Annotated in this window: 18 protein-coding genes and 1 tRNA gene; 10 read left to right on the forward strand and 9 right to left on the reverse strand. The window is 63.4% G+C overall.

The genetic code is table 11. From position 1 onward, the window contains the following. Positions 1-136: 136 nt before the first annotated feature. Together NKH03_RS21040 and NKH03_RS21045 are read right to left on the reverse strand one after the other, a co-directional pair. A tRNA-Arg gene (locus NKH03_RS21040) sits at positions 137-213 on the reverse strand. Positions 214-498: 285 nt separating this feature from the next. Then, positions 499-1,992, reverse strand: coding sequence for an ATP-binding protein (locus NKH03_RS21045; protein ID WP_352878195.1), 1,494 nt, complete (start codon positions 1,990-1,992; stop codon positions 499-501). A 279-nt stretch (positions 1,993-2,271) separates the two neighbouring features. On the opposite strand from NKH03_RS21045, the gene rpmH reads away from it, so the two are divergent. The 5 genes from rpmH to yihA all read left to right on the forward strand — a co-directional run bounded on the left by rpmH (position 2,272) and on the right by yihA (position 6,272). Further along, a complete protein-coding gene (gene rpmH / locus NKH03_RS21050; protein WP_008833937.1) occupies positions 2,272-2,406 on the forward strand; it encodes a 50S ribosomal protein L34 in 135 nt (44 codons plus the stop codon). A 16-nt stretch (positions 2,407-2,422) separates the two neighbouring features. Continuing rightward, complete coding sequence (gene rnpA / locus NKH03_RS21055; protein WP_352870129.1) at positions 2,423-2,776, forward strand: ribonuclease P protein component; 354 nt, start codon at positions 2,423-2,425, stop codon at positions 2,774-2,776. A gap of 14 nt (positions 2,777-2,790) precedes the next feature. Further along, positions 2,791-4,605 (forward strand): membrane protein insertase YidC, encoded by a 1,815-nt coding sequence (gene yidC, locus NKH03_RS21060; RefSeq protein ID WP_352970275.1) that lies wholly within the window; start codon positions 2,791-2,793, stop codon positions 4,603-4,605. A 372-nt stretch (positions 4,606-4,977) separates the two neighbouring features. Beyond that, complete coding sequence (locus tag NKH03_RS21065) at positions 4,978-5,616, forward strand: CatB-related O-acetyltransferase (protein WP_352870127.1); 639 nt, start codon at positions 4,978-4,980, stop codon at positions 5,614-5,616. Further along, a complete protein-coding gene (gene yihA / locus NKH03_RS21070; RefSeq protein ID WP_352970277.1) occupies positions 5,613-6,272 on the forward strand; it encodes a ribosome biogenesis GTP-binding protein YihA/YsxC in 660 nt (219 codons plus the stop codon). The genes NKH03_RS21065 and yihA overlap by 4 nt, the downstream gene beginning before the upstream one ends. Positions 6,273-6,334: 62 nt before the next feature. Here yihA and NKH03_RS21075 read toward each other — a convergent pair whose 3' ends face one another. After that, positions 6,335-7,069, reverse strand: a complete 735-nt coding sequence (locus tag NKH03_RS21075; protein ID WP_352970279.1) for a TetR/AcrR family transcriptional regulator — start codon at positions 7,067-7,069, stop codon at positions 6,335-6,337. 127 nt (positions 7,070-7,196) lie between these two features. Here NKH03_RS21075 and NKH03_RS21080 point away from each other — a divergent pair, with 127 nt between their 5' ends. Further along, positions 7,197-8,399: an HlyD family secretion protein gene (locus NKH03_RS21080; protein WP_352970281.1), complete on the forward strand. Its 1,203-nt coding sequence runs from the start codon at positions 7,197-7,199 to the stop codon at positions 8,397-8,399. Between the two features lie 22 nt (positions 8,400-8,421). Further along, positions 8,422-10,011 (forward strand): DHA2 family efflux MFS transporter permease subunit, encoded by a 1,590-nt coding sequence (locus NKH03_RS21085; RefSeq protein ID WP_352970283.1) that lies wholly within the window; start codon positions 8,422-8,424, stop codon positions 10,009-10,011. 113 nt (positions 10,012-10,124) lie between these two features. Here the strand turns inward: NKH03_RS21085 and msrB are convergent, their stop codons facing one another. The 4 genes from msrB to NKH03_RS21105 form a co-directional block, all read right to left on the reverse strand. Beyond that, the gene (msrB, locus tag NKH03_RS21090) at positions 10,125-10,628 is read right to left on the reverse strand and encodes a peptide-methionine (R)-S-oxide reductase MsrB (RefSeq protein ID WP_352970285.1); all 504 of its coding nucleotides are present in this window, start codon (positions 10,626-10,628) and stop codon (positions 10,125-10,127) included. Between the two features lie 209 nt (positions 10,629-10,837). Then, on the reverse strand, positions 10,838-11,395 hold the full coding sequence (locus NKH03_RS21095) for a fasciclin domain-containing protein (RefSeq protein ID WP_352970287.1): 558 nt from the start codon (positions 11,393-11,395) through the stop codon (positions 10,838-10,840). Positions 11,396-11,616: 221 nt separating this feature from the next. Beyond that, a complete protein-coding gene (locus NKH03_RS21100; protein WP_352970289.1) occupies positions 11,617-12,333 on the reverse strand; it encodes an anti-sigma factor in 717 nt (238 codons plus the stop codon). Beyond that, positions 12,330-12,869, reverse strand: a complete 540-nt coding sequence (locus tag NKH03_RS21105) for a sigma-70 family RNA polymerase sigma factor (RefSeq protein ID WP_352970292.1) — start codon at positions 12,867-12,869, stop codon at positions 12,330-12,332. Before NKH03_RS21105 ends, NKH03_RS21100 begins: the two co-directional genes overlap by 4 nt. 147 nt (positions 12,870-13,016) lie before the next feature. Here NKH03_RS21105 and NKH03_RS21110 point away from each other — a divergent pair, with 147 nt between their 5' ends. Next, a complete protein-coding gene (locus tag NKH03_RS21110) occupies positions 13,017-14,513 on the forward strand; it encodes an amidase (protein WP_352970294.1) in 1,497 nt (498 codons plus the stop codon). A 106-nt stretch (positions 14,514-14,619) separates the two neighbouring features. Beyond that, positions 14,620-15,513, forward strand: a complete 894-nt coding sequence (argB, locus tag NKH03_RS21115; RefSeq protein ID WP_352878183.1) for an acetylglutamate kinase — start codon at positions 14,620-14,622, stop codon at positions 15,511-15,513. A gap of 18 nt (positions 15,514-15,531) precedes the next feature. On the opposite strand, the gene bchE is transcribed toward argB, so the two are convergent. Next, positions 15,532-17,094 (reverse strand): magnesium-protoporphyrin IX monomethyl ester anaerobic oxidative cyclase, encoded by a 1,563-nt coding sequence (bchE, locus tag NKH03_RS21120; protein ID WP_352970297.1) that lies wholly within the window; start codon positions 17,092-17,094, stop codon positions 15,532-15,534. Between the two features lie 116 nt (positions 17,095-17,210). Beyond that, positions 17,211-17,687, reverse strand: coding sequence for an Lrp/AsnC family transcriptional regulator (locus tag NKH03_RS21125; RefSeq protein ID WP_023810775.1), 477 nt, complete (start codon positions 17,685-17,687; stop codon positions 17,211-17,213). A 138-nt stretch (positions 17,688-17,825) separates the two neighbouring features. On the opposite strand from NKH03_RS21125, the gene phhA reads away from it, so the two are divergent. Then, entirely contained in the window at positions 17,826-18,662 is an 837-nt protein-coding gene (gene phhA / locus NKH03_RS21130; protein ID WP_352870117.1) for a phenylalanine 4-monooxygenase, read from the forward strand. Positions 18,663-18,698: the final 36 nt, after the last annotated feature.

An 18,698-nucleotide genomic window follows, 5' to 3' on the forward strand; every position in this document is an offset into this window, starting at 1 on the left:
GCTCTACCCGCTCAAGGCCTATGAATACCGCGCCATCTCAGAATCAGGCGACCCTCCCGCGAAGCGGGTTCGTGCATGGGGCGCAAAGCTGCCGCCATCTCTGCGGTGCCCACTTTTGTTCTGCAATGGCGGAAATTGGCGCGCCCGAAGAGATTCGAACTCCTGACCCCCAGATTCGTAGTCTGGTGCTCTATCCAGCTGAGCTACGGGCGCGCAACGGGCCATGCTTTCCATGACCCCGCGATCCGATCGTGAACGACCGGTCGCGACGAGACGTGTTCCCTAGCGACTGAATTTCGGAAAAGCAAGCCGATCCGGCAAAAGTTTTGCACAACTGCTTTCGCGAGTGCAGATTGAGGTGTGTTGAGATTCAGGTCAGGCCGAGTCGAAAAAACGGTGGGGTCCGAGAACCGGAGCGGAGCGTACTTTTGGTACGTGAGCACCGGAAGCGCAGGAAACGCCGTTTGCAGGCCGGCCTGAGCTGAATATCAATACATCTCATGCCGGGCGGCGCAGGCCGTTGCTGCGGGCCTGGTCGAGCCGTACCGGCTGGTCGGGGATGGTGACCGCGAATGTGGTGCGCCCGCCAATGCTCTCGACCAGCTCCACCGTACCGCCATGAGCCCGGATCAGTTCGTGCGCGATCGCCAGTCCAAGGCCGGTGCCGCCGCTGCGGGCCGAGCCGCGGAACGCCGCGAACAGGTTCTCCCGCGCCTTGGGCGGTAGGCCCGGTCCGGTGTCGCTGACGGCAATGCGGCTGACACTGCCCAGGCGCACGGCCGACACCGCCAGGCGGCGCACCAGGGCGCTTTCACTGTCTGCCGCCATCGCCTGCACTGAATTCCGGCACAGATTGGTGAGCACGCGGAACAGCTGATCGGAATCGGCGTCCACCTCGAAGGTCGGCTCGACGGAATTGACGAACTCGATGCCCTGCCCGATGTCGAGCAGGCCGTGCACGTCCTCGACCAGCTGGCGCAGCCTCAAGCGCCGGCGCGCCGGTGGCGGCTCCTGCGTGCGGCCATAGGCGAGCACGCCTTCTGAATAGGAGACCGCTCGGTCGAGCGCGCGCAGCAGCTTCGGCGCAAAGGCCTGCACGGTCGGGTCCTTGACCTGGCGCAGGCGGTCCGACATCAGCTGCGCCGAAGCCAGGATGTTGCGCATGTCATGGTTGATCTTGGAGACGGCAAGGCCGAGGTCGGCAAGGTGCTTCTGCTCGGAGAGCATCTTTTGCAGGCGTTCCTGCATCTGCGACAGTTCGCGCTCGGCAACGCCGATCTCGTCGGCGCGGGCGGCCGGGTGGATGATGCGCCCGGGATCGTCGGGGGCTTCCGAGAAGGACAGCATCGAGCGCGTCATCGTCCGGATCGGCCCGATCATGATCAGGTCGATCGCGGCATAGACCAGCATTGCGGTGAACAGGGAGATCAGCAGCGAGACGAAGGCGACGTTGCGCGAATATCGCAGCATCGCATTGCGCAGGCTGTTGTCGGGCATGATCAGCTCGAACTCCTTGTCCGAGTCGCCGACAGGCCCGAAAACGCGCAGCATCCGGTCACCGCCGAAAAACAGGGTGTCGAGCGCGCCGGTCATGCCCTTGATCATGCCGATGCCGGCGATATCGATGTGTTCGTCGACCTTCGGCGGCATTTCGGCAACCACCAGCAGCCGCGAAACGCCGCCGTCGCGCACCGCGATCGCCTTGGCGCCGATCGCCATCAGCACGTCGTTCTGGGCGGCGCGTGACAAAGAGGTGGATTCGCCCTGCACCAGCACGATCGACACAGCCGCCGCCGTGCTCAGCCGCTCCTTCAGCCAGTTCAGCCGGTAGCTGGCGATCCAGGGCAGGAAGATCAGCACTTCCGCCAGCAGCACGAAGATGATGGTGAGCAGCAGCAGCTTGGTCGACAGACCGCGCGACAGCGGCACCGTGCGCACGATGGTTGGCGCCGCCGTGCCGATCCCTTCCTGCGCTTGTGTGGTTTCGCTCATGCGGTCCATGTCTTCACAATCACTTGATCAACGCAGATTAGGCGATTACGGCTTTTTTGCCAATTTCATCCTTGCCGGAAACATAAACCGACTTGGATGACGCCGGGGTTTCGGTCCGACGACGCCGGATTGACTTCCAAAAGCCTTCTTTCTATAAGCCCGCACACGCTCGGGCCATTCGTCCCGGCGCGGTTTCGATCGCGCCAAAAACGGCCCGGCAAAGCTCCTGTTACACAGTGACAGAATCAAGAAGGGCCGCACCCCGCGGTATTAAAACAAATGAAGCGTACCTACCAACCGTCCAAACTCGTCCGCAAACGTCGGCACGGCTTTCGTGCCCGCATGGCCACCAAGGGTGGTCGCGGCGTCGTCGCAGCTCGCCGCAATCGCGGCCGCAAGCGGCTCAGCGCCTGAACGGAAGACGAGATCGTTGCCCGCAACCGGCAAGCCAGTGGGACCAAATCCCAAGCGGCTTCTGAAGCGCGCGGAATTCCTGGCCGTCCGTCGCGGTGAAAAGCGACGTGGGCGGCTTTTTCTCGTTGAGGTTCTCGACCGCGGTGACGGCCAGTCGCCGCGCGTCGGCTACACCGTCACCAAGAAGGTGGGCAATGCGGTTGTCCGCAACCGCGTCCGCCGGCGGCTGCGAGAAGCCGTCCGTACACACGCGGTATGTGACATGGCGCCTGGCAATGACTATGTCATCGTCGGGCGCGAAGACGTGCTTACCATTCCGTTCGGCCAGTTGAAGGCCGAACTCTCCCGCCGACTGCGCGGAACACGATAGGCCAAGGGCTTTCGATGGAAAACAACCGGAACTTCTTCATCACCATCGCGCTGTCGGTGCTGATCCTGGCCGTATGGCAATATTTTTATGTGTTGCCGCGCGGCGAAGCCCAGCGCGAGGCGGCCCGCATCGAACAGCAGCGCGTCGAGGAGCAGAAGAAGGCGGCCCAGGGCACCAATCCCGGCACTGATACCGGAACACCCGCTGCTCCTGGCGCCATTCCGAACGCACCCGGCACAGATGCCGTGACGCCGGCCGGCCGCGAACAGGCGCTGGCCACGACGACCCGCGCCAAGATCGATACGCCGAGCCTCGAGGGTTCGATCAACCTCACCGGCGCCCGTCTCGACGACCTCAAGCTCAAGCACTACACCGAGACGGTCGACAAGAACTCGCCCGAGATCAGCCTGCTCAACCCGGCGGCACTGCCCAATGGCTATTATGCCGAGATCGGCTTCGTCGGTAACGACAAGACCGGCGCGGTGCCCGGTCCCGAGACTGTATGGGCCGTCGACGGCAATGCGACGCTGACGCCGACAACGCCGGTCACGCTGACCTATTCGAACGACAAGGGCCTGACCTTCAAGCGCACCTTTTCCGTCGACACCAACTACATGTTCACGGTTTCCGACACGGTGCGGAATTCGGGCACGGCCGCCGTCTCGCTGTCCAACTACGGCCGCGTCACCCGTTTCGACAAGCCACTAGTCGCCAGCACCTATGTGCTGCACGAGGGCTTGATAGGCTTCACCGGCACCGAAGGCCTGCAGGAACACAAATACGCGTCCATCGAGAAGGACAAGCAGGCCACGCCGGGCAAGTCGACCGACGGCTGGCTCGGCATCACCGATAAATACTGGGCGGTGACGCTGGTGCCGACGGAGAAGCAGCCGTTCCAGCCGCGCTACGCCTATTTCGAGGACGGCCGCCACCGCTACCAGTCCGACTTCCTGACCGACCCGATCACCGTCGATGCCGGTCAGTCGGCGACGGTGGAGAGCGAAATCTTTGCCGGCGCCAAGGAGGTCGGCAAGATCAACGCCTATGCGGAAGACCGCCACATCAAGCGGTTCGACCTGTTGATCGACTGGGGCTGGTTCCACTTCATCACCAAGCCGATGTTCTGGCTGATCGACACCCTCTACAAATTCTTCGGCAATTTCGGCTTGGCGATCCTCGCCACCACCGTCATCGTCAAGGCCATCTTCTTCCCGCTCGCCAACAAGTCCTATGCGTCGATGGCGAACATGAAAAAGGTGCAGCCCAAGATGCTCGAGATCCGCGAGAAATACGCGGACGACAAGATGAAGCAGCAGCAGGCGATGATGGAGCTGTACAAGACCGAGAAGATCAACCCGCTCGCCGGCTGCTGGCCGGTGGCGCTGCAGATCCCGGTCTTCTTCTCGCTCTACAAGGTGCTCTACATCACCATCGAGATGCGGCACGCGCCGTTCTTCGGCTGGATCCAGGATCTGGCGGCACCCGATCCGACCTCGATCTTCAACCTGTTCGGCCTCGTTCCGCTCACGCTGCCGCACATGCTGATGATCGGCGTCTGGCCGCTGATCATGGGCGTCACCATGTTCCTGCAGATGCGCATGAACCCGACGCCGCCGGACCCGACGCAGGCGGCCATCTTCACCTGGATGCCGGTCATCTTCACCTTCATGATGGCGGGTTTCCCGGCCGGCCTCGTCATCTACTGGGCCTGGAACAACACGCTGTCGATCCTCCAGCAAGGCGTGATCATGAAGCGCCAGGGCGCCAAGATCGAGCTGTGGGACAATCTGGTCGCGCTGTTCCGGAAGAAACCGTCACCGGCGGAATAGCGGGGGTGCCTTTGCGGGCTCAAGAAGCCTCGGGTTCACGCGCCCGGGGCTTTTTCATTGGTGGGACATCCCATTCCGACCGATTTCCAATATCCGGCGAAACTTTGGCGGCCGCGCCTCGAAACTGCGCATCGCCATTCCCCGCGGCATGCGCTTGGGCACGCCTTTGGGCAGGTGCCGACTGCTCGAGGAGATCGCTCCTTGATGGCGCTGTCATCGACCTTGGCCTGCGTGCCGCAGCAAATGAGCAGAGCCGCCATGGAAAGCTCGCTCGTCAGCCGATTGGTGCTATAGGGCGGATCACGCTATTTTGAATAGGCGCGTGCGAACTTCGCTCGGCGCCAAGCGGCCAATTCTTTGACGGACTTCGACATGGACGGACCCAACCCAGACATCAAGCACCCGATCCCGATGCATACCCGCGTCGGCTTCCTCAAGGCACTGGTGAACGCGCCGAACATCGAGATCGGCGATTACACCTATTACGACGACCCCGACGGGCCGGACAAATTCGCTGAAAAATGCGTCCTGCATCATTACCCGTTCATTGGCGACAAGCTCATCATCGGCAGGTTCTGCGCGATCGCCGAGGGTGCGCGCTTCATCATGAATGGCGCCAACCACGCAATGTCCGGCTTTTCGACCTACCCGTTCAACATTTTCGGCCATGGCTGGGAAAAGGGTTTTGACCCGGCGACCTGGTCGAAGGAGGTTCGTGGCGACACGATCGTCGGCAACGACGTCTGGATCGGCATGGAGGCGGTGATCCTGCCCGGGGTGGACCTCGGTCATGGCGCCATCATTGCCGCGAAATCGGTGGTCACGCACGACGCCCCGCCCTATGCAATCGTCGCCGGCAACCCGGCCAAGGTGGTGAAGATGCGTTTCGACGACCGCACGATCAGGCGGCTGCTGGCAGTGGCGTGGTGGGACTGGCCGGTGGATAAGATCAGCCGCAACCTCGACGCTATCCGGGGTGCCAATATTTCTCTTCTGGAGGCAGCAGCTTGAACGCTCTGAACAGCAGCACGATCGGCACCGAACTGTTTACACGGGGATGGATATTCATTCGCGGCGTGCCGGCAATGAAATTCCTGCCGCCGGAAGGACCGCCGGAAATCGCTTTTGCCGGCCGCTCGAATGTCGGCAAGTCGTCGCTGATCAACGCGCTGGTCAACCAGAAGGGGCTGGCCCGGACCTCCAACACCCCGGGGCGCACGCAGGAGCTCAACTATTTCGTGCCGGATGGGTTTTCGGGCGAGGGTGCCGACCTGCCGCCCTTGGCGCTGGTCGACATGCCGGGCTACGGCTACGCCACCGCGCCGAAGGAGAAGGTAGACGAGTGGACCAAGCTGGTCTTCGACTATCTCAAGGGCCGCGTCACGCTGAAGCGGGTCTATGTGCTGATCGACGCCAGACACGGCATCAAGGCCAAGGACGATGAAGTGCTGTCGCTGCTCGACAAGGCGGCGGTGTCCTATCAGATCGTGCTGACCAAGACCGACAAGATCAAGGCTGCGGGCGTGCCGCGGCTGATCGAGGAGACGCTGGCAAAAATCAAGAAGCGGCCGGCGGCGTTTCCGTTCGTTCTGGCGACGTCCTCTGAAAAGGCCGAGGGCCTCGAGGAATTGCAGGCCGCCATCGTGCTTGCGGCCAATGGCGGATAGAAACGGCTTTCCCGGGAAAGCCGCATAGCGCCTTCCCTTGGGAATTGCGCAGCAACAAAAAGCTAAGGCTTGGCCTCGATGGCAATCGTCTGATGGCCTTCTTCCGCCACGAGCCTTTCGGTGCCGTAAGCCTTCAGGAACATGCTGACGCCTGACGTGACGATGTGGTCGATCTCGTCCTGCGACGGGGCCTTGGTGCGGTAGGCGAAGATGCACTGGCGGAACAGACTGGCCAAGCAGAGTTCGGTGAACTGATAGGCGGCGAGATCGACATCGTCGATCCGCAGCAGGCCGCGCTCGATGGCGGCATTGAGAAAGGCCGCGACCTTGTCGTGACCGCGCTTGGGCCCGCGTTCGTAAAAACGCGCGCCCATGTCGGGAATGCGGTCGGATGCGCCGATCACCGTACGCTGTGCCTGGATGACCTTGGCCGAGGTGATCTTGAGGGCCAGCACTTTGCCGAACTTCACCAATGTCTGGCGAAGGTCGTCGGATTTGTCCAGCACGTCGTACATGTTCTTGAAGATGGTGCCGCGCTCTTCCTCGATCAGCGCTTCGAACAGCTCTTCCTTGTTGGCGAAGTAGACGTAGATCGTGCCCTTGGAGACTCCGGCCTCGCGGGTGATGTCGTTCATCGACGCCGCTTCGAAGCCCTTGTCGATGAAGACGCGCCGGGCGCCATCGATGATCTGGCTACGCTTGACCGGGTCCTGTCCCGCCGCCGGGCGACCACGGCGCAAGCTGTCCAGCAGATCGCCACACTGGTCGGTTTCGACGTTGGGCGGAGTCTCGGCCATTAAGGTCACACCTCGAAAATAATTCGAACCGTCCGGTTCGATTGCACTTGATATGGTCTTCTTTACGCGCTATGTCAACGTCCTGATCGAACCGAACGGTTCAGTCCTATTACATTAGAGAGATGTCATGTCCTCGAACGCGTCAACATCAGCCGAAGTCCGTCCCTTCCCCAACGCCAAGGTCGCGCCAGCGACGGAGGCACCTGAAATACCTGTCCAGCCCGCGGTATCGCCGCCACCGGTAGAGGCTCCGGCCAAGAAGAAGCGCTCGGTGCGTTCCGTCCTGCTGCCCATCATCGGCGTCGCTTTGCTGGGCGCCGGCGCCTGGTACGGTTACGACTACTGGACCACGGGCCGCTTCATGATCTCGACGGACGACGCCTATGTCCAGGCCGACATGGCGTTCATCTCGCCCAAGATTTCCGGCTATGTCGATCAGGTCAAGGTCAGCGAGAACCAGCTGGTCAAGGCCGGCGAACCGCTGCTCGTCGTCGACGACGGCGACTACAAGATCGCCGTCGCCCAGGCCGAGGCGCAGATCGCCACCTTGAGCAAGACGCTCGACCGTATCGACGCCCAGACCGACGCGGCGCGCGCCTCGCTGCAGCAGGCGCAGGCGCAGAAGGTCGCCGACCAGGCCTCCGCCGACAATGCGGCCAAGGTCGCGGCGCGCGCCTCGCAGCTGCTCAAGACGCATGTCGGCACGCAGGCGCAGCTGGACGACGCCCAGACGGCGGTTCAGCAGGCCGACGCAGCCCTTGTCGGCGCCGACGCGCAGATCGCCGCGGCGCAGGCCAATATCGGCGTGCTGCAGGCGCAGCGCGCCGAATCGGCAAGCACGCTCGCGTCCTTGCAGCTCAGCCACGACAAGGCCTTGCGGGATCTTTCCTTCACCGTGCTCAGGGCGCCTTATGATGGCGTCGTCGGCAACCGTTCCGTGGAGCAGGGCGATCTCGTCAGCCCCGGCCAGAAGCTTGCCGTCATCGTGCCGATGGACAAGCTCTATATCGTCGCCAACTTCAAGGAGACGCAGCTTGCCCGGCTGGTGCCCGGTGAGAAGGTCAAGATCTCGGTCGATGCGACCGACGGCGAGGATTTCGAGGGAACCGTCTCGTCGCTGGCGCCGGCTTCCGGTGCCGTGTTCTCGCTGCTGCCGCCCGAAAACGCCACCGGCAACTTCACCAAGGTCGTGCAGCGCGTTCCGGTCCGCATCGACGTACCCGCCGACGCACTGAAGAGTGGCAAGCTGCGCGCCGGCCTCAGCGTCGTCGTCGCCGTCGACAGCCGCACCGTCCCATCCGCGTCGGCGTCAGCGGCCGCGTCGAACTGAGCCGCCGCCGGGGAGCAATGCCATGGCAACCGCAACCCTGACAGCAGGAGCACCGCCGGCAAGGCCGGCTGTGCCCGATACCATCTCGACACGGCGCGTCATTGCCTTCCTGGCGATGGTGTTCGGCATGTTCATGGCCATCCTGGACATCCAGATCGTCTCCGCCTCGCTGGCCGAGATCCAGGCCGGCCTGAGCGCCAGTTCCGATGAAATCCCGTGGGTGCAGACCGCCTATCTGATCGCCGAGGTGGTGATGATCCCACTATCGGGCTTCCTCAGCCGGATGCTGTCGACGCGCGTGCTGTTCACGATTTCGGCGGCGGGCTTCACCGCTGCCAGCGCCCTTGCCGCGACCGCCACCAACATCGACCAGATGATCGTCTACCGCGCCGTCCAGGGCTTCATCGGCGGCGGCATGATCCCGAGCGTCTTCGCTGCCGCCTTCACCATCTTCCCGCCGTCGCGCCGCGCCGTCGTGTCGCCGATGATCGGCCTGGTGGCGACGCTGGCACCGACCATCGGCCCGACCGTCGGCGGCTATATCAGCCATGCCATGTCCTGGCATTGGCTGTTCCTGGTCAATGTCGTGCCCGGCATCCTGGTGACCACGGCGGCCTGGACGCTGATCGACTTCGACAAGCCCAATCTCAAGCTGTTCAGCAAGTTCGACTGGTGGGGCCTCGCCGGCATGGCGGCCTTCCTCGGCTGCATGGAATATGTGCTCGAGGAAGGCCCGAACAACGACTGGCTGCAGGACAAGGGCGTCTTCATCTGCGCCATCGTCATGACCATTGGCGGGGTGCTGTTCTTCTGGCGCGTGTTCACCGCCGAGGAGCCGATCGTCGATCTGAAGGCCTTCACCAATATCAACTTCGCGTTCGGCTCGCTGTTTTCCTTCGTCATCGGCATCGGCCTCTACGGCCTGACCTATTTGTACCCGGTGTTCCTCGGGCGCATCCGCGGCTACGATTCGATGATGATCGGCGAGGCGCTGTTCGTCAGCGGACTGGCCATGTTCTTCACTGCGCCGATCTCGGGCATCCTGTCGAACAAGATCGACCCGCGGCTGATGATGATGATCGGCTTCTTCGGCTTCGCCACCGGCACCTGGTGGATGACCCACCTGACCGCCGACTGGGATTTCTACGAGCTGCTCATCCCGCAGATCCTGCGTGGTTGTTCGATGATGCTGTGCATGGTGCCGATCAACAACATCGCGCTCGGCACGCTGCCGCCGGAGCGGTTGAAGAATGCGTCCGGCCTGTTCAACCTCACCCGCAATCTCGGTGGCGCCGTCGGCCTTGCCCTGATCAACACGGTGCTGATCGACCGCAATGCCTTCCACTACGCAAGGCTCTCCGAGCATGTGCAATGGGGCAGTGAGGCCGCGCAGACCAAGCTGCAGAACATGACGCTCAATTTCGAGCAGACCGCCGGCCTTGACGCGGCGAGTGCCGCCATCTCCAAGCTGTCGGGCATGGTCCATCAGCAGGCGGCGTTGCTGTCCTTCATGGACGTGTTCTTCATGCTGACAATGCTGTTTGCGACGCTTGGCCTGTTCACCATGCTCATCCGCAAGCCGGTCGCCGCCGGTGGCGGTGGCGGCCACTGAACCAGGAATTGCGGTTTTCGGGAAGCTCCTCCAGTCCACGCCCGAAAAGCTCCGACCGCGCAAAAAACTCCGGGCCGCAAGCCCGGAGTTTTTTTGTATTCCAGCGGATGGTCTCAGGCCGTGGCCGGCTTGAAGGTCAGCGCCACGCCGTTGATGCAGTGGCGCAGGCCGGTCGGCGCCGGGCCGTCGTCGAAGACGTGGCCGAGATGGCCGCCGCAGCGGCGGCAATGCACTTCGGTGCGGGTCATGCCCAGCGACCTGTCCACAGTCTTGCCGATTCCGTTGGCGATCTCCTGCCAGAAGCTCGGCCAGCCGGTACCGGAATCGAACTTCGTCTCCGACGGATAGACCGGCAGGTCGCAGCCGGCGCAGGCGAAGATGCCCTTGCGGTGTTCGTTGAGCAGCGGGCTGGTGCCGGGATATTCCGTGCCTTCCTTGCGCAGCACGTCGAAGGCGGCCGGCGACAGGATGGCTTTCCACTCGGCTTCGGTCTTGGTGATCTCGAACTTTTCGGCGGCCTGCGCGGCCTGCGGATTGCTCATGCGCAGCACCGTTGCCGCGGCCCCGACGACGCCGATGGCGGCGATACCGCTCAAAAGAAAGTCGCGACGGTTCATGACCAATTCCTCCTGTTGTCTCTTTGCCAAACTATACCGCCACGCGGAAATCAAAAGCCGGTGACGGTGACCCTCGAACGAACACTCCGCGCCGCCCACATCTGACGTGGATGGCACGGAGCGCGCGGGTCAATTGCGGATCCCGGGAGCGAGAACCATGCAATCGACGGAGGGCCCTTGCTGCAAATTCGCCGGCAGCAAGCCCCTTGTTACATCTTGGGCAAAAGAACCTTGTCGATGACGTGGATGACGCCATTGGACTGTTCGACATCGGCGATCGTCACATTGGCCACATTGCCGTTCTCGTCGGTGACGGTGACCTTGCCGCCATCGGCCTTGAGCGACAGTTCGCAGCCGCCGACAGTCTTGACCTTGTGGGCGCCGCCGTCAGCCTTGGCCATCGAGGCGACGTCCGTCCCCATCGCCTTGGCGCCGATGACATGGCAGGTCAGGATTTTGGTGAGCTTGTCCTTGTTCTCGGGCTTGAGCAGCGTCTCGACCGTGCCGGCCGGAAGTGCCGCGAAGGCTTCGTTGGTCGGCGCGAACACCGTGAACGGACCGGCGCCCTGCAGCGTCTCGACCAGGCCGGCGGCCTTCACGGCGGCGACGAGCGTCGTGTGGTCCTTCGAGTTCACGGCGTTTTCGACGATGTTCTTGTTGGCATACATTGCGGCGCCGCCGACCGTCTGGTTTTTGGCATAGGCGACGGTTGCAAGGGTGGTGACGGCGATCGTACCTGCGAGCAAAAGGGTGGCGAATCTGCGCATGATGTAATACTCCTCGGGTTTTTCTCTTCCCATCTTTGGGACGAGAGGAGATACGGAACAGGAATGCGCAAGTTTCAGGAATATTGTGATTTTTTTATTTATCTAGCTGCGATGTACATTTCCGAATGCAGCCGGTTGCCGACGAATATGCTCACTAAGGCATGCGCAGCAAAATGATAGACTTCAGGTAAGCTATTTGAGTTGGCAGACGCAAGAGCCGGTCAGATGCTCTTCAGATCGCCCGCGGCGACCACCGGTCCGGTCGGCTGACCGGTCGGCGAACCGCCAGGCGGCTCGACGCTGACCGCAAGCACCGCGCCCTGGGCGAGCTTCTGCTGGCTTGCCGCCGGGACGATGATGCGCGCCGTAGCACCTGCCGGAATGACGCCCATCGACACCGGCGGGTTCTTGCCTTCGATCACCCACAGCTCGAAGTCCTTGCCGGCGGCGCGCTCACCGGAGACGTGCGACAGGCCGACCTCGCGATGCGCGGCGTCGTAGACGGCGAGATATCTGACATCGCTGCCTTCGGCGGCCAGTGAGGCGACGAGGCGCGGTTGCTCGAGCGGCGGGTTCAGGATGGGCACGGCAATGTAGATCGCGAGCGCTGCGACCGCCGCCGCGGCGAGGCCGCGCCAGAAGGCCAGGCTGGACCACAATCCGCTGCGCGGCTCGACGGATGTCGCAGCGCTGGACGCAAACAGCCTGCGGTCGATCGCCAGCTTGACCGAAGCCGGCGGCTCGATGTCCTGATAGGCGGCAGCAAGCGGCGAAAAATTGACCTCCCAGCCGTCGACAAGACGGGCGAAGTCGGCCTCGGCTTCAACGCGGCGGGACGCGATCTGGCGTTCGTTGGCAGCCAGCACGCCGAGAACGTATTCGGCGGCGAGCAGGTCGTCGCCTCCACGTTCCGGTCCTGTGTCTTCTGCCAGCGTCATCTTTCCAGACATTCTCTGAGTTTCAGCAGGCTGCGGCGCAGCCATGTACGCATGGTGTTCAGCGGCACGCCGTGGCGCTCCGCCAGTTCGGCATAGCTTTCGCCCTTGAGATAAGCACCCCGGACGGCCGCCGCCCGGTCCTTCTCCAATTCATCGAGACAATGGTGGATGCGTTCGGATTCGTCGCCCGCCATCGCCATCGCTTCAGGCCCCGGCGCCGGATCGGCCACGTCGAGTGCGGCATCGATGTCGGCGGCAGGCTTGCGCCGCGCTCTGATGCGATCGATCGCATGATTGCGCGCGATCGCCACCAGCCAGGAGATCGGGCTCAGGTCGGAGACGGCAAAACGATCCGCCTTCGTCCATATCTTGACGAAGACTTCCTGTAGAGCTTCTTCCGCATCTCCCCGGTCGTTCAATACACGAAGGCAGACGCCGAAAAGTTTCGCGCTGGTCTGCCGGTAGAGCAGATCGAACGCGGCCCGATCCTTCATCGAAGTCCGGACGATCAGCTTGGTGATGTCCTGCGGCGTCATCACGGGCAAATTAGGCAATTGCGATATATTTGCAACGGCGGAAATAACCTTGTGCACGCCTAAGCTTTGCGTGTCGCCAGCCCGATCCGCCTGTCGATTGCCAATAAAGTCGCCACTGGCTAGCTTGCAGTAGTGACGGGGGGGCGCATGTCGGTTGAACAGATACTATGGTCGCAAGACGCAACCGGCCTCGCCGATCTGGTTCGCAAGGGCGAGGTCTCGCCCATCGAGCTGACCGAGGCCGCGATCGCCCGCGCCGAGGCCACCCGTCCCGACATCAACGCCACGGCCGAGCCGCTCTATGATGCCGCTCGCGCCCGCGCAAGGACCGTCGACCGCTCGCTGCCGCTGGCCGGCGTCCCGTTCGCCATCAAGGACCTCGGCATCGCCATCAAGGGCGTATCGACGCATGGCGGCAGCCGCATTCCGGCATGGCTGGCCGACATCGATTCGGCGCTCACCGACCGCTATCTCGCCGCCGGGCTCATTCCGATCGTCACCTCGACGTCGCCGGAACACGGGCTGCGGCTGATGACCGAGTCCAAGGCCTTTGGCATCACCTGCAATCCGTGGAACACCGGCCATACCAGCGGTGGCTCGTCGGGTGGTGCGGCGGCACTGGTCGCCGCGGGTGTCGTGCCGGTGGCGCACGCCTCGGATGGCGGCGGCTCGATCAGGGTGCCCGCCGCCTGCACCGGGCTTGTCGGCCTGAAGGCGTCGCGCGGCCGCATACCGCTGACGCCCCTGGTGAGCGAAAGCTGGTACGGCATGGTGGTCGACCATGCGCTCACCCGTTCGGTGCGCGATAGCGCGTTGCTGCTCGACCTCACCCACGGTCCCGACCTTTTGTCGCCCTATGCCGCGCCGCCGCCGAAAGGCACGTTCACGGCGGCCGCGGCGCGCGATCCCGGCAAGCTCAGGCTGGCCGTGTACCGCAAATCGCCACTTGGCCTGCCGATTTCGGATGAGACGCTCAAGGCACTCGACACGGCGGTCGCGCTCGCCCGCGAGGGCGGCCATACGGTCGAGGAGATCGACCTGCCCTTCATAGGGCGCGATTTCCTCGCCGGCTTCTGCAGGACGGTTGCCTCGGCCGTCGCCGGCACGATGCGTGCGGAAGCGCTGCGTGTCGGCCGTTCCGTTACGGGTGACATCGAGCGGGCGACGCGCGTGCTCGGTAGGTTGGGCGAGATGGTGTCTGCCGGCGAGACCTATGCCGACCTGCAGCGGCTGCATGCCGCTTCACGGCGGCTGATCTCGGAGACCGCGCTGTATGATGCCGTGCTGATGCCGATCATTGCCCACCCGCCGCTCGCCTGCGGCGCCATGGATCCGAAAGGCGCCGACGAGCTCATCGAGAACCTGCTCGACAAGCTTCATCTGACGCTCTTGCTGAAGCTGAAGCCCTTCTTCGGCCAGCTGATGGACAAGAGCCTCTGGTTCACCCATTGGCCGGCGATCCAGAATGTCAGCGGCCAGCCGTCGATCGCACTGCCGGTCCATGTCACCGATGCCGGCCTGCCGCTCGGCATCCAGGCGGCGGGCCGCCCGGGCGACGAGGAGACGCTGCTGTCGCTCGCCGCGCAGATGGAGAAGATCTCGGGTTGGCTGGGCCGCAGGGCGCCGCTGAAGGTGCCGTCATGATGACGAGGTCGTGAGGCGCTCGAATATGACAGCAAAGCCATTTGCGGGCGGCGCCAATTCCCGCTAAGACGCCGCCGTCTTTACCGCTTTCCAGGGAACCAAGCCGATGACGGAAATAACCGCCACCGCCGAAATGCAGGCTGCCCTGCTGTCGCGGGCGCTGCCCTACATGCAGCGCTACGAGAACAAGACGGTCGTGGTGAAATATGGCGGCCATGCCATGGGCAATATCGAACTCGGCAAGGCGTTCGCCCGCGACATCGCGCTTCTGAAGCAATCCGGCGTCAACCCGATCGTCGTCCATGGCGGCGGCCCGCAGATCGGCGCCATGCTGGCCAAGATGGGCATCGAATCCAAGTTCGAGGGCGGCCTGCGCGTCACCGACCAGAAGACGGTCGAGATCGTCGAGATGGTGCTGGCCGGTTCGATCAACAAGGAGATCGTCGCCCTGATCAACGCCGAGGGCGAATGGGCGATCGGCCTGTGCGGCAAGGACGGCAACATGGTCTTTGCCGAAAAGGCCCGCAAGACGATGATCGACCCGGACTCCAATATCGAGCGCGTGCTCGATCTCGGCTTTGTCGGCGAGCCGGTCGAGGTCGACCGCACCTTGCTCGATCTTCTGGCGCGCTCCGAAATGATCCCGGTGCTGGCGCCGGTGGCACCCGGCCGCGACGGCCACACATACAACATCAATGCCGATACCTTCGCCGGCGCCATTGCCGGAGCCTGCCAGGCGACACGCCTGCTGTTCCTCACCGATGTGCCGGGCGTGCTCGACAAGAACAAGAAGCTGATCGACGAGTTGACCGTGGCCGAGGCCAAGGCGCTGATCAAGGACGGCACGGTCTCGGGCGGCATGATCCCCAAGGTCGAAACCTGCATCGAAGCGATCGAGCGCGGCGTCGAAGGCGTCGTCATCCTCAACGGCAAGACGCCGCATTCGGTGCTGCTCGAACTGTTCACCGAACACGGCGCCGGCACGCTGATCGTGCCCTGAGCGGCGCGGACTGGAGACTCATTCGGCAGGAAGTTGCATGCCGGTACCGCGCTGCGGCGCGGGTTCAGCCGGCTTGCGCGCCGGGCGTCGAACGGTCATGGACTCCTCTTCGGCGTCCTGCGGCGCGCCCCAGAATTCAGCAAGCGTCGGACCGTCCTTCACCCTGATGTCGCGGACCAGAAAACCCCCGACCTCACGGAACCAGACGCGGCGGCCCATCTGCGTGTACCAGCGCATCGAGTGGCGCTGCTCGGGATCCTTGTGGAACAGGATGCGCGCCAGCGCCTTCGGCCGCGACTGCACCGCCAGCTCGATCAGCTTGACGCCGAAGAACAGCATCCAAGGTTTCAGCCGCGTCATCAGCAGCACCTGATGCTTGTAGTCCCACAGCCGGGCGTCCCTTTGGATCACCTTGCGGTCCCGCGCGATCCTGAAGAACGGCGTCCAGCGATGCGGCGTCACATAGAGCGCCTGGATCTGGTCCGGGTCGTAGGCGATCAGCTGGCGAAAGCCACGCCACAGGTCGCGAAACCCCTCATCCTCGAAGCCGGCTACCCAGGTCGCCATCGACAGTATACCGCTGAGGCGCAGCAGCCTTATCGCCTCGCGGTCGGATGAGGTGCTGCCGCCCTTGCGGATCAATTGAAGCGTCTGCTCGTCGGTGTTTTCCATGCCGAGCAGCCAGCGGATAACGCCGGCCTTGCGGTAGAGATGCAGGATGTCGGCGTCGCGCACGATGTCGTCGGCGCGGGTCGAACCGACGATCAGCACCGGTACGTTCTCGGCGATCAGAGCGTCGAGAAAGGCGCGCCAGGCCTTCTTCGAAACCGTCGGATTTTCGTCGGCGAGGTTGATCAGCTCGACGCCGTGCTGGCGGTGCAGCCAGGCGATCTCTTGCGCGAATTTGACGGGGTCGCGATGCCGCCAGCGGGTCCAGAAGCCGCGCTGGCCGCAATAGTTGCACAGATGCGGACAGCCGCGCGAGAACTGCATGACCACGGCACGCTTGCCGCCCCAATAGCTGTAGCGCCCGTGATCGATCAGCTCCCAGCCGACACGGTAGGCATCGAGCTCGGCAATGGTCATGGCCGGCTGCGTCGCGAAGGGACGGCGCAGATCGTCGCGATAGGCGATGCCGGCCACGCTCGCCGGCGGCCGGTGCATTTCCAGCGCCTCGACCAGCGCCACGACGGTCGCCTCGCCCTCGCCGCGCACGATGAAGTCGAAGACGTCCGTTTCAGCCAGGATGTCACGCCAGTGATAGGTCGGAAAGACGCCGCCATAGATGATGATGGTCGCCGGCTCGCGCTCCTTGATCATCTTGGCGATCAGCAAAACGGTCGGGTGCGCCGAGGTCGAGCCGGAATGGCCGATCAGGACGAAGTCGGGATGGTCTTCCAGTGCATCGCGAACGACCCTATCGAGCGGCATCGGCCCGAACTCGGCGTCGACGAGCCGCACCTGACGGCCGGCATCGATCAGCGGGCCGCCGAGCGCCAGCAGGCCGAGCGGCGGCAGGTGGTCGTCGGGCACGCGGCTGCCGATGGCGGTGTGCGGCGGATTGATCAGGACGATTTTCATGGCGGACCTCCTGGGCAGTTGGTCCGCGCAAGCTGGCCGGCGATATGGACAAGCGCTTGGCCCGCTTCAGCAGTTTGCGTGCAGCTTTCCCGCAGGAATACGGAAGGCAGGCATCGTCATCGCCTGAGGTGGGCGAGCGGCACGTGGCCGGGGCCCTTGATGTTTTGCAGCACCAGTTGCGTGTGAACGTCGCGCACGCCGTCGAGCCGCATCAGCCGGTGCATGACAAAGGCGTTGAGTTCGTCGACGGACGGCACCATGACATGCAGCAGGAAATCGTGGTCGCCGGTCATCGTCCAGCACGAGGACACCTCATCCATGCGCTGGACGGCGGCGATGAAGCTTTCGGGCGAGCCGTCGCTGTGGCTGACAAGGCGCACCTGGATGAACACCTCGACCATCAGCCCGACCGCGCGGCGGCTGATCACCGCGGCAAAGCCCTTGATGATGCCCGCATCCTGCAGCGCCTCGAAACGCCGCGCGCACGGCGTCGTAGACAGGCCGATCTCTTGCGCCAGCTCGGACACCGGCTTGCGTCCGTCGCGTTGCAGGACGTCGAGCATCTTGATCTCGAAATCATCGAATTGAGGCATTTTCACTCCGCATTGGTTTCTTGTGAGGGAATATTATCCAGAATATCACGCTTAAACGACCATCAAAACCGATTTGCCTCGGCAAATCCGGTTAATCTTTCAGACCATTCGCCATTCATGATTGCGAGGAGAAAAACCATGACGACGATGAGCGTTGCCGAATACGCCCGCGATTGCGCTGCCCAAGGCCTTCGCGGCGACTATTCGGTCTGCCGTGCCGATTTCACCGTGGCGCAGGGTTACGATTACAGCGCCGAGGAGCAGGCGGTGTGGCGCACGCTGTGCGACCGCCAGACCAAACTGACGCGCAAGCTCGCGCACCACTCCTATCTCGACGGCGTCGAGAAGCTCGGCCTGCTCGACCGCATCCCCGATTTCGAGGAGGTCAGCGCCAAGCTGCGCAAGCTGACCGGCTGGGAGATCGTTGCCGTGCCGGGTCTCATTCCCGCGGCCCCTTTCTTCGACCATCTCGCCAATCGCCGCTTCCCGGTCACCAACTGGCTGCGGACCAGGCAGGAACTCGACTACATCGTCGAGCCGGATATGTTCCACGACTTCTTCGGCCACGTGCCGGTGCTGTCGCAGCCGGTGTTTGCCGACTTCATGCAGATGTATGGCCGCAAGGCCGGCGACATCATTGCGCTGGGCGGCGACGAGATGATCACCCGGCTCTACTGGTACACGGCCGAATACGGCCTGATGCAGGAGGCCGGTCAGCCGCTGAAAGCCTTTGGCGCCGGCCTGATGTCGTCGTTCACCGAATTGCAATTCGCGGTCGACGGCAAGGACGCCCACCACGTGCCCTTCGACCTGGAAACGGTGATGCGCACCGGCTACGAGATCGACAAGTTCCAGCGCGCCTATTTCGTGCTGCCGTCGTTCGACGCCTTGCGCGATGCCTTCCAGACCGCCGACTTCGAGGCGATCGTCGCCCGCCGGAAGGGCCAGCCGGCGCTCGATCCGGCGACGGTCTGATGCCTCAGCCGGCCTCGGCCTTCAGCCGCGCAAGCT

The sequence above is a fragment of the Mesorhizobium sp. M1406 genome, from assembly GCF_040317555.1.
Classification (GTDB): Bacteria; Pseudomonadota; Alphaproteobacteria; order Rhizobiales; family Rhizobiaceae; genus Mesorhizobium.

Bases quoted from the DNA above. Each gene is read 5' to 3' on its own strand.
- NKH03_RS21045 (WP_352878195.1), bottom strand. From the start codon at position 1,992: ATGAGCGAAACCACACAAGCGCAGGAAGGGATCGGCACGGCGGCGCCA.
- rpmH (WP_008833937.1), top strand. From the start codon at position 2,272: ATGAAGCGTACCTACCAACCGTCCAAACTCGTCCGCAAACGTCGGCAC.
- yidC (WP_352970275.1), top strand. From the start codon at position 2,791: ATGGAAAACAACCGGAACTTCTTCATCACCATCGCGCTGTCGGTGCTG.
- NKH03_RS21065 (WP_352870127.1), top strand. From the start codon at position 4,978: ATGGACGGACCCAACCCAGACATCAAGCACCCGATCCCGATGCATACC.
- NKH03_RS21075 (WP_352970279.1), bottom strand. From the start codon at position 7,069: ATGGCCGAGACTCCGCCCAACGTCGAAACCGACCAGTGTGGCGATCTG.
- NKH03_RS21080 (WP_352970281.1), top strand. From the start codon at position 7,197: ATGTCCTCGAACGCGTCAACATCAGCCGAAGTCCGTCCCTTCCCCAAC.
- NKH03_RS21085 (WP_352970283.1), top strand. From the start codon at position 8,422: ATGGCAACCGCAACCCTGACAGCAGGAGCACCGCCGGCAAGGCCGGCT.
- msrB (WP_352970285.1), bottom strand. From the start codon at position 10,628: ATGAACCGTCGCGACTTTCTTTTGAGCGGTATCGCCGCCATCGGCGTC.
- NKH03_RS21095 (WP_352970287.1), bottom strand. From the start codon at position 11,395: ATGCGCAGATTCGCCACCCTTTTGCTCGCAGGTACGATCGCCGTCACC.
- NKH03_RS21100 (WP_352970289.1), bottom strand. From the start codon at position 12,333: ATGACGCTGGCAGAAGACACAGGACCGGAACGTGGAGGCGACGACCTG.
- NKH03_RS21105 (WP_352970292.1), bottom strand. From the start codon at position 12,869: ATGACGCCGCAGGACATCACCAAGCTGATCGTCCGGACTTCGATGAAG.
- NKH03_RS21110 (WP_352970294.1), top strand. From the start codon at position 13,017: ATGTCGGTTGAACAGATACTATGGTCGCAAGACGCAACCGGCCTCGCC.
- argB (WP_352878183.1), top strand. From the start codon at position 14,620: ATGACGGAAATAACCGCCACCGCCGAAATGCAGGCTGCCCTGCTGTCG.
- bchE (WP_352970297.1), bottom strand. From the start codon at position 17,094: ATGAAAATCGTCCTGATCAATCCGCCGCACACCGCCATCGGCAGCCGC.
- NKH03_RS21125 (WP_023810775.1), bottom strand. From the start codon at position 17,687: ATGCCTCAATTCGATGATTTCGAGATCAAGATGCTCGACGTCCTGCAA.
- phhA (WP_352870117.1), top strand. From the start codon at position 17,826: ATGACGACGATGAGCGTTGCCGAATACGCCCGCGATTGCGCTGCCCAA.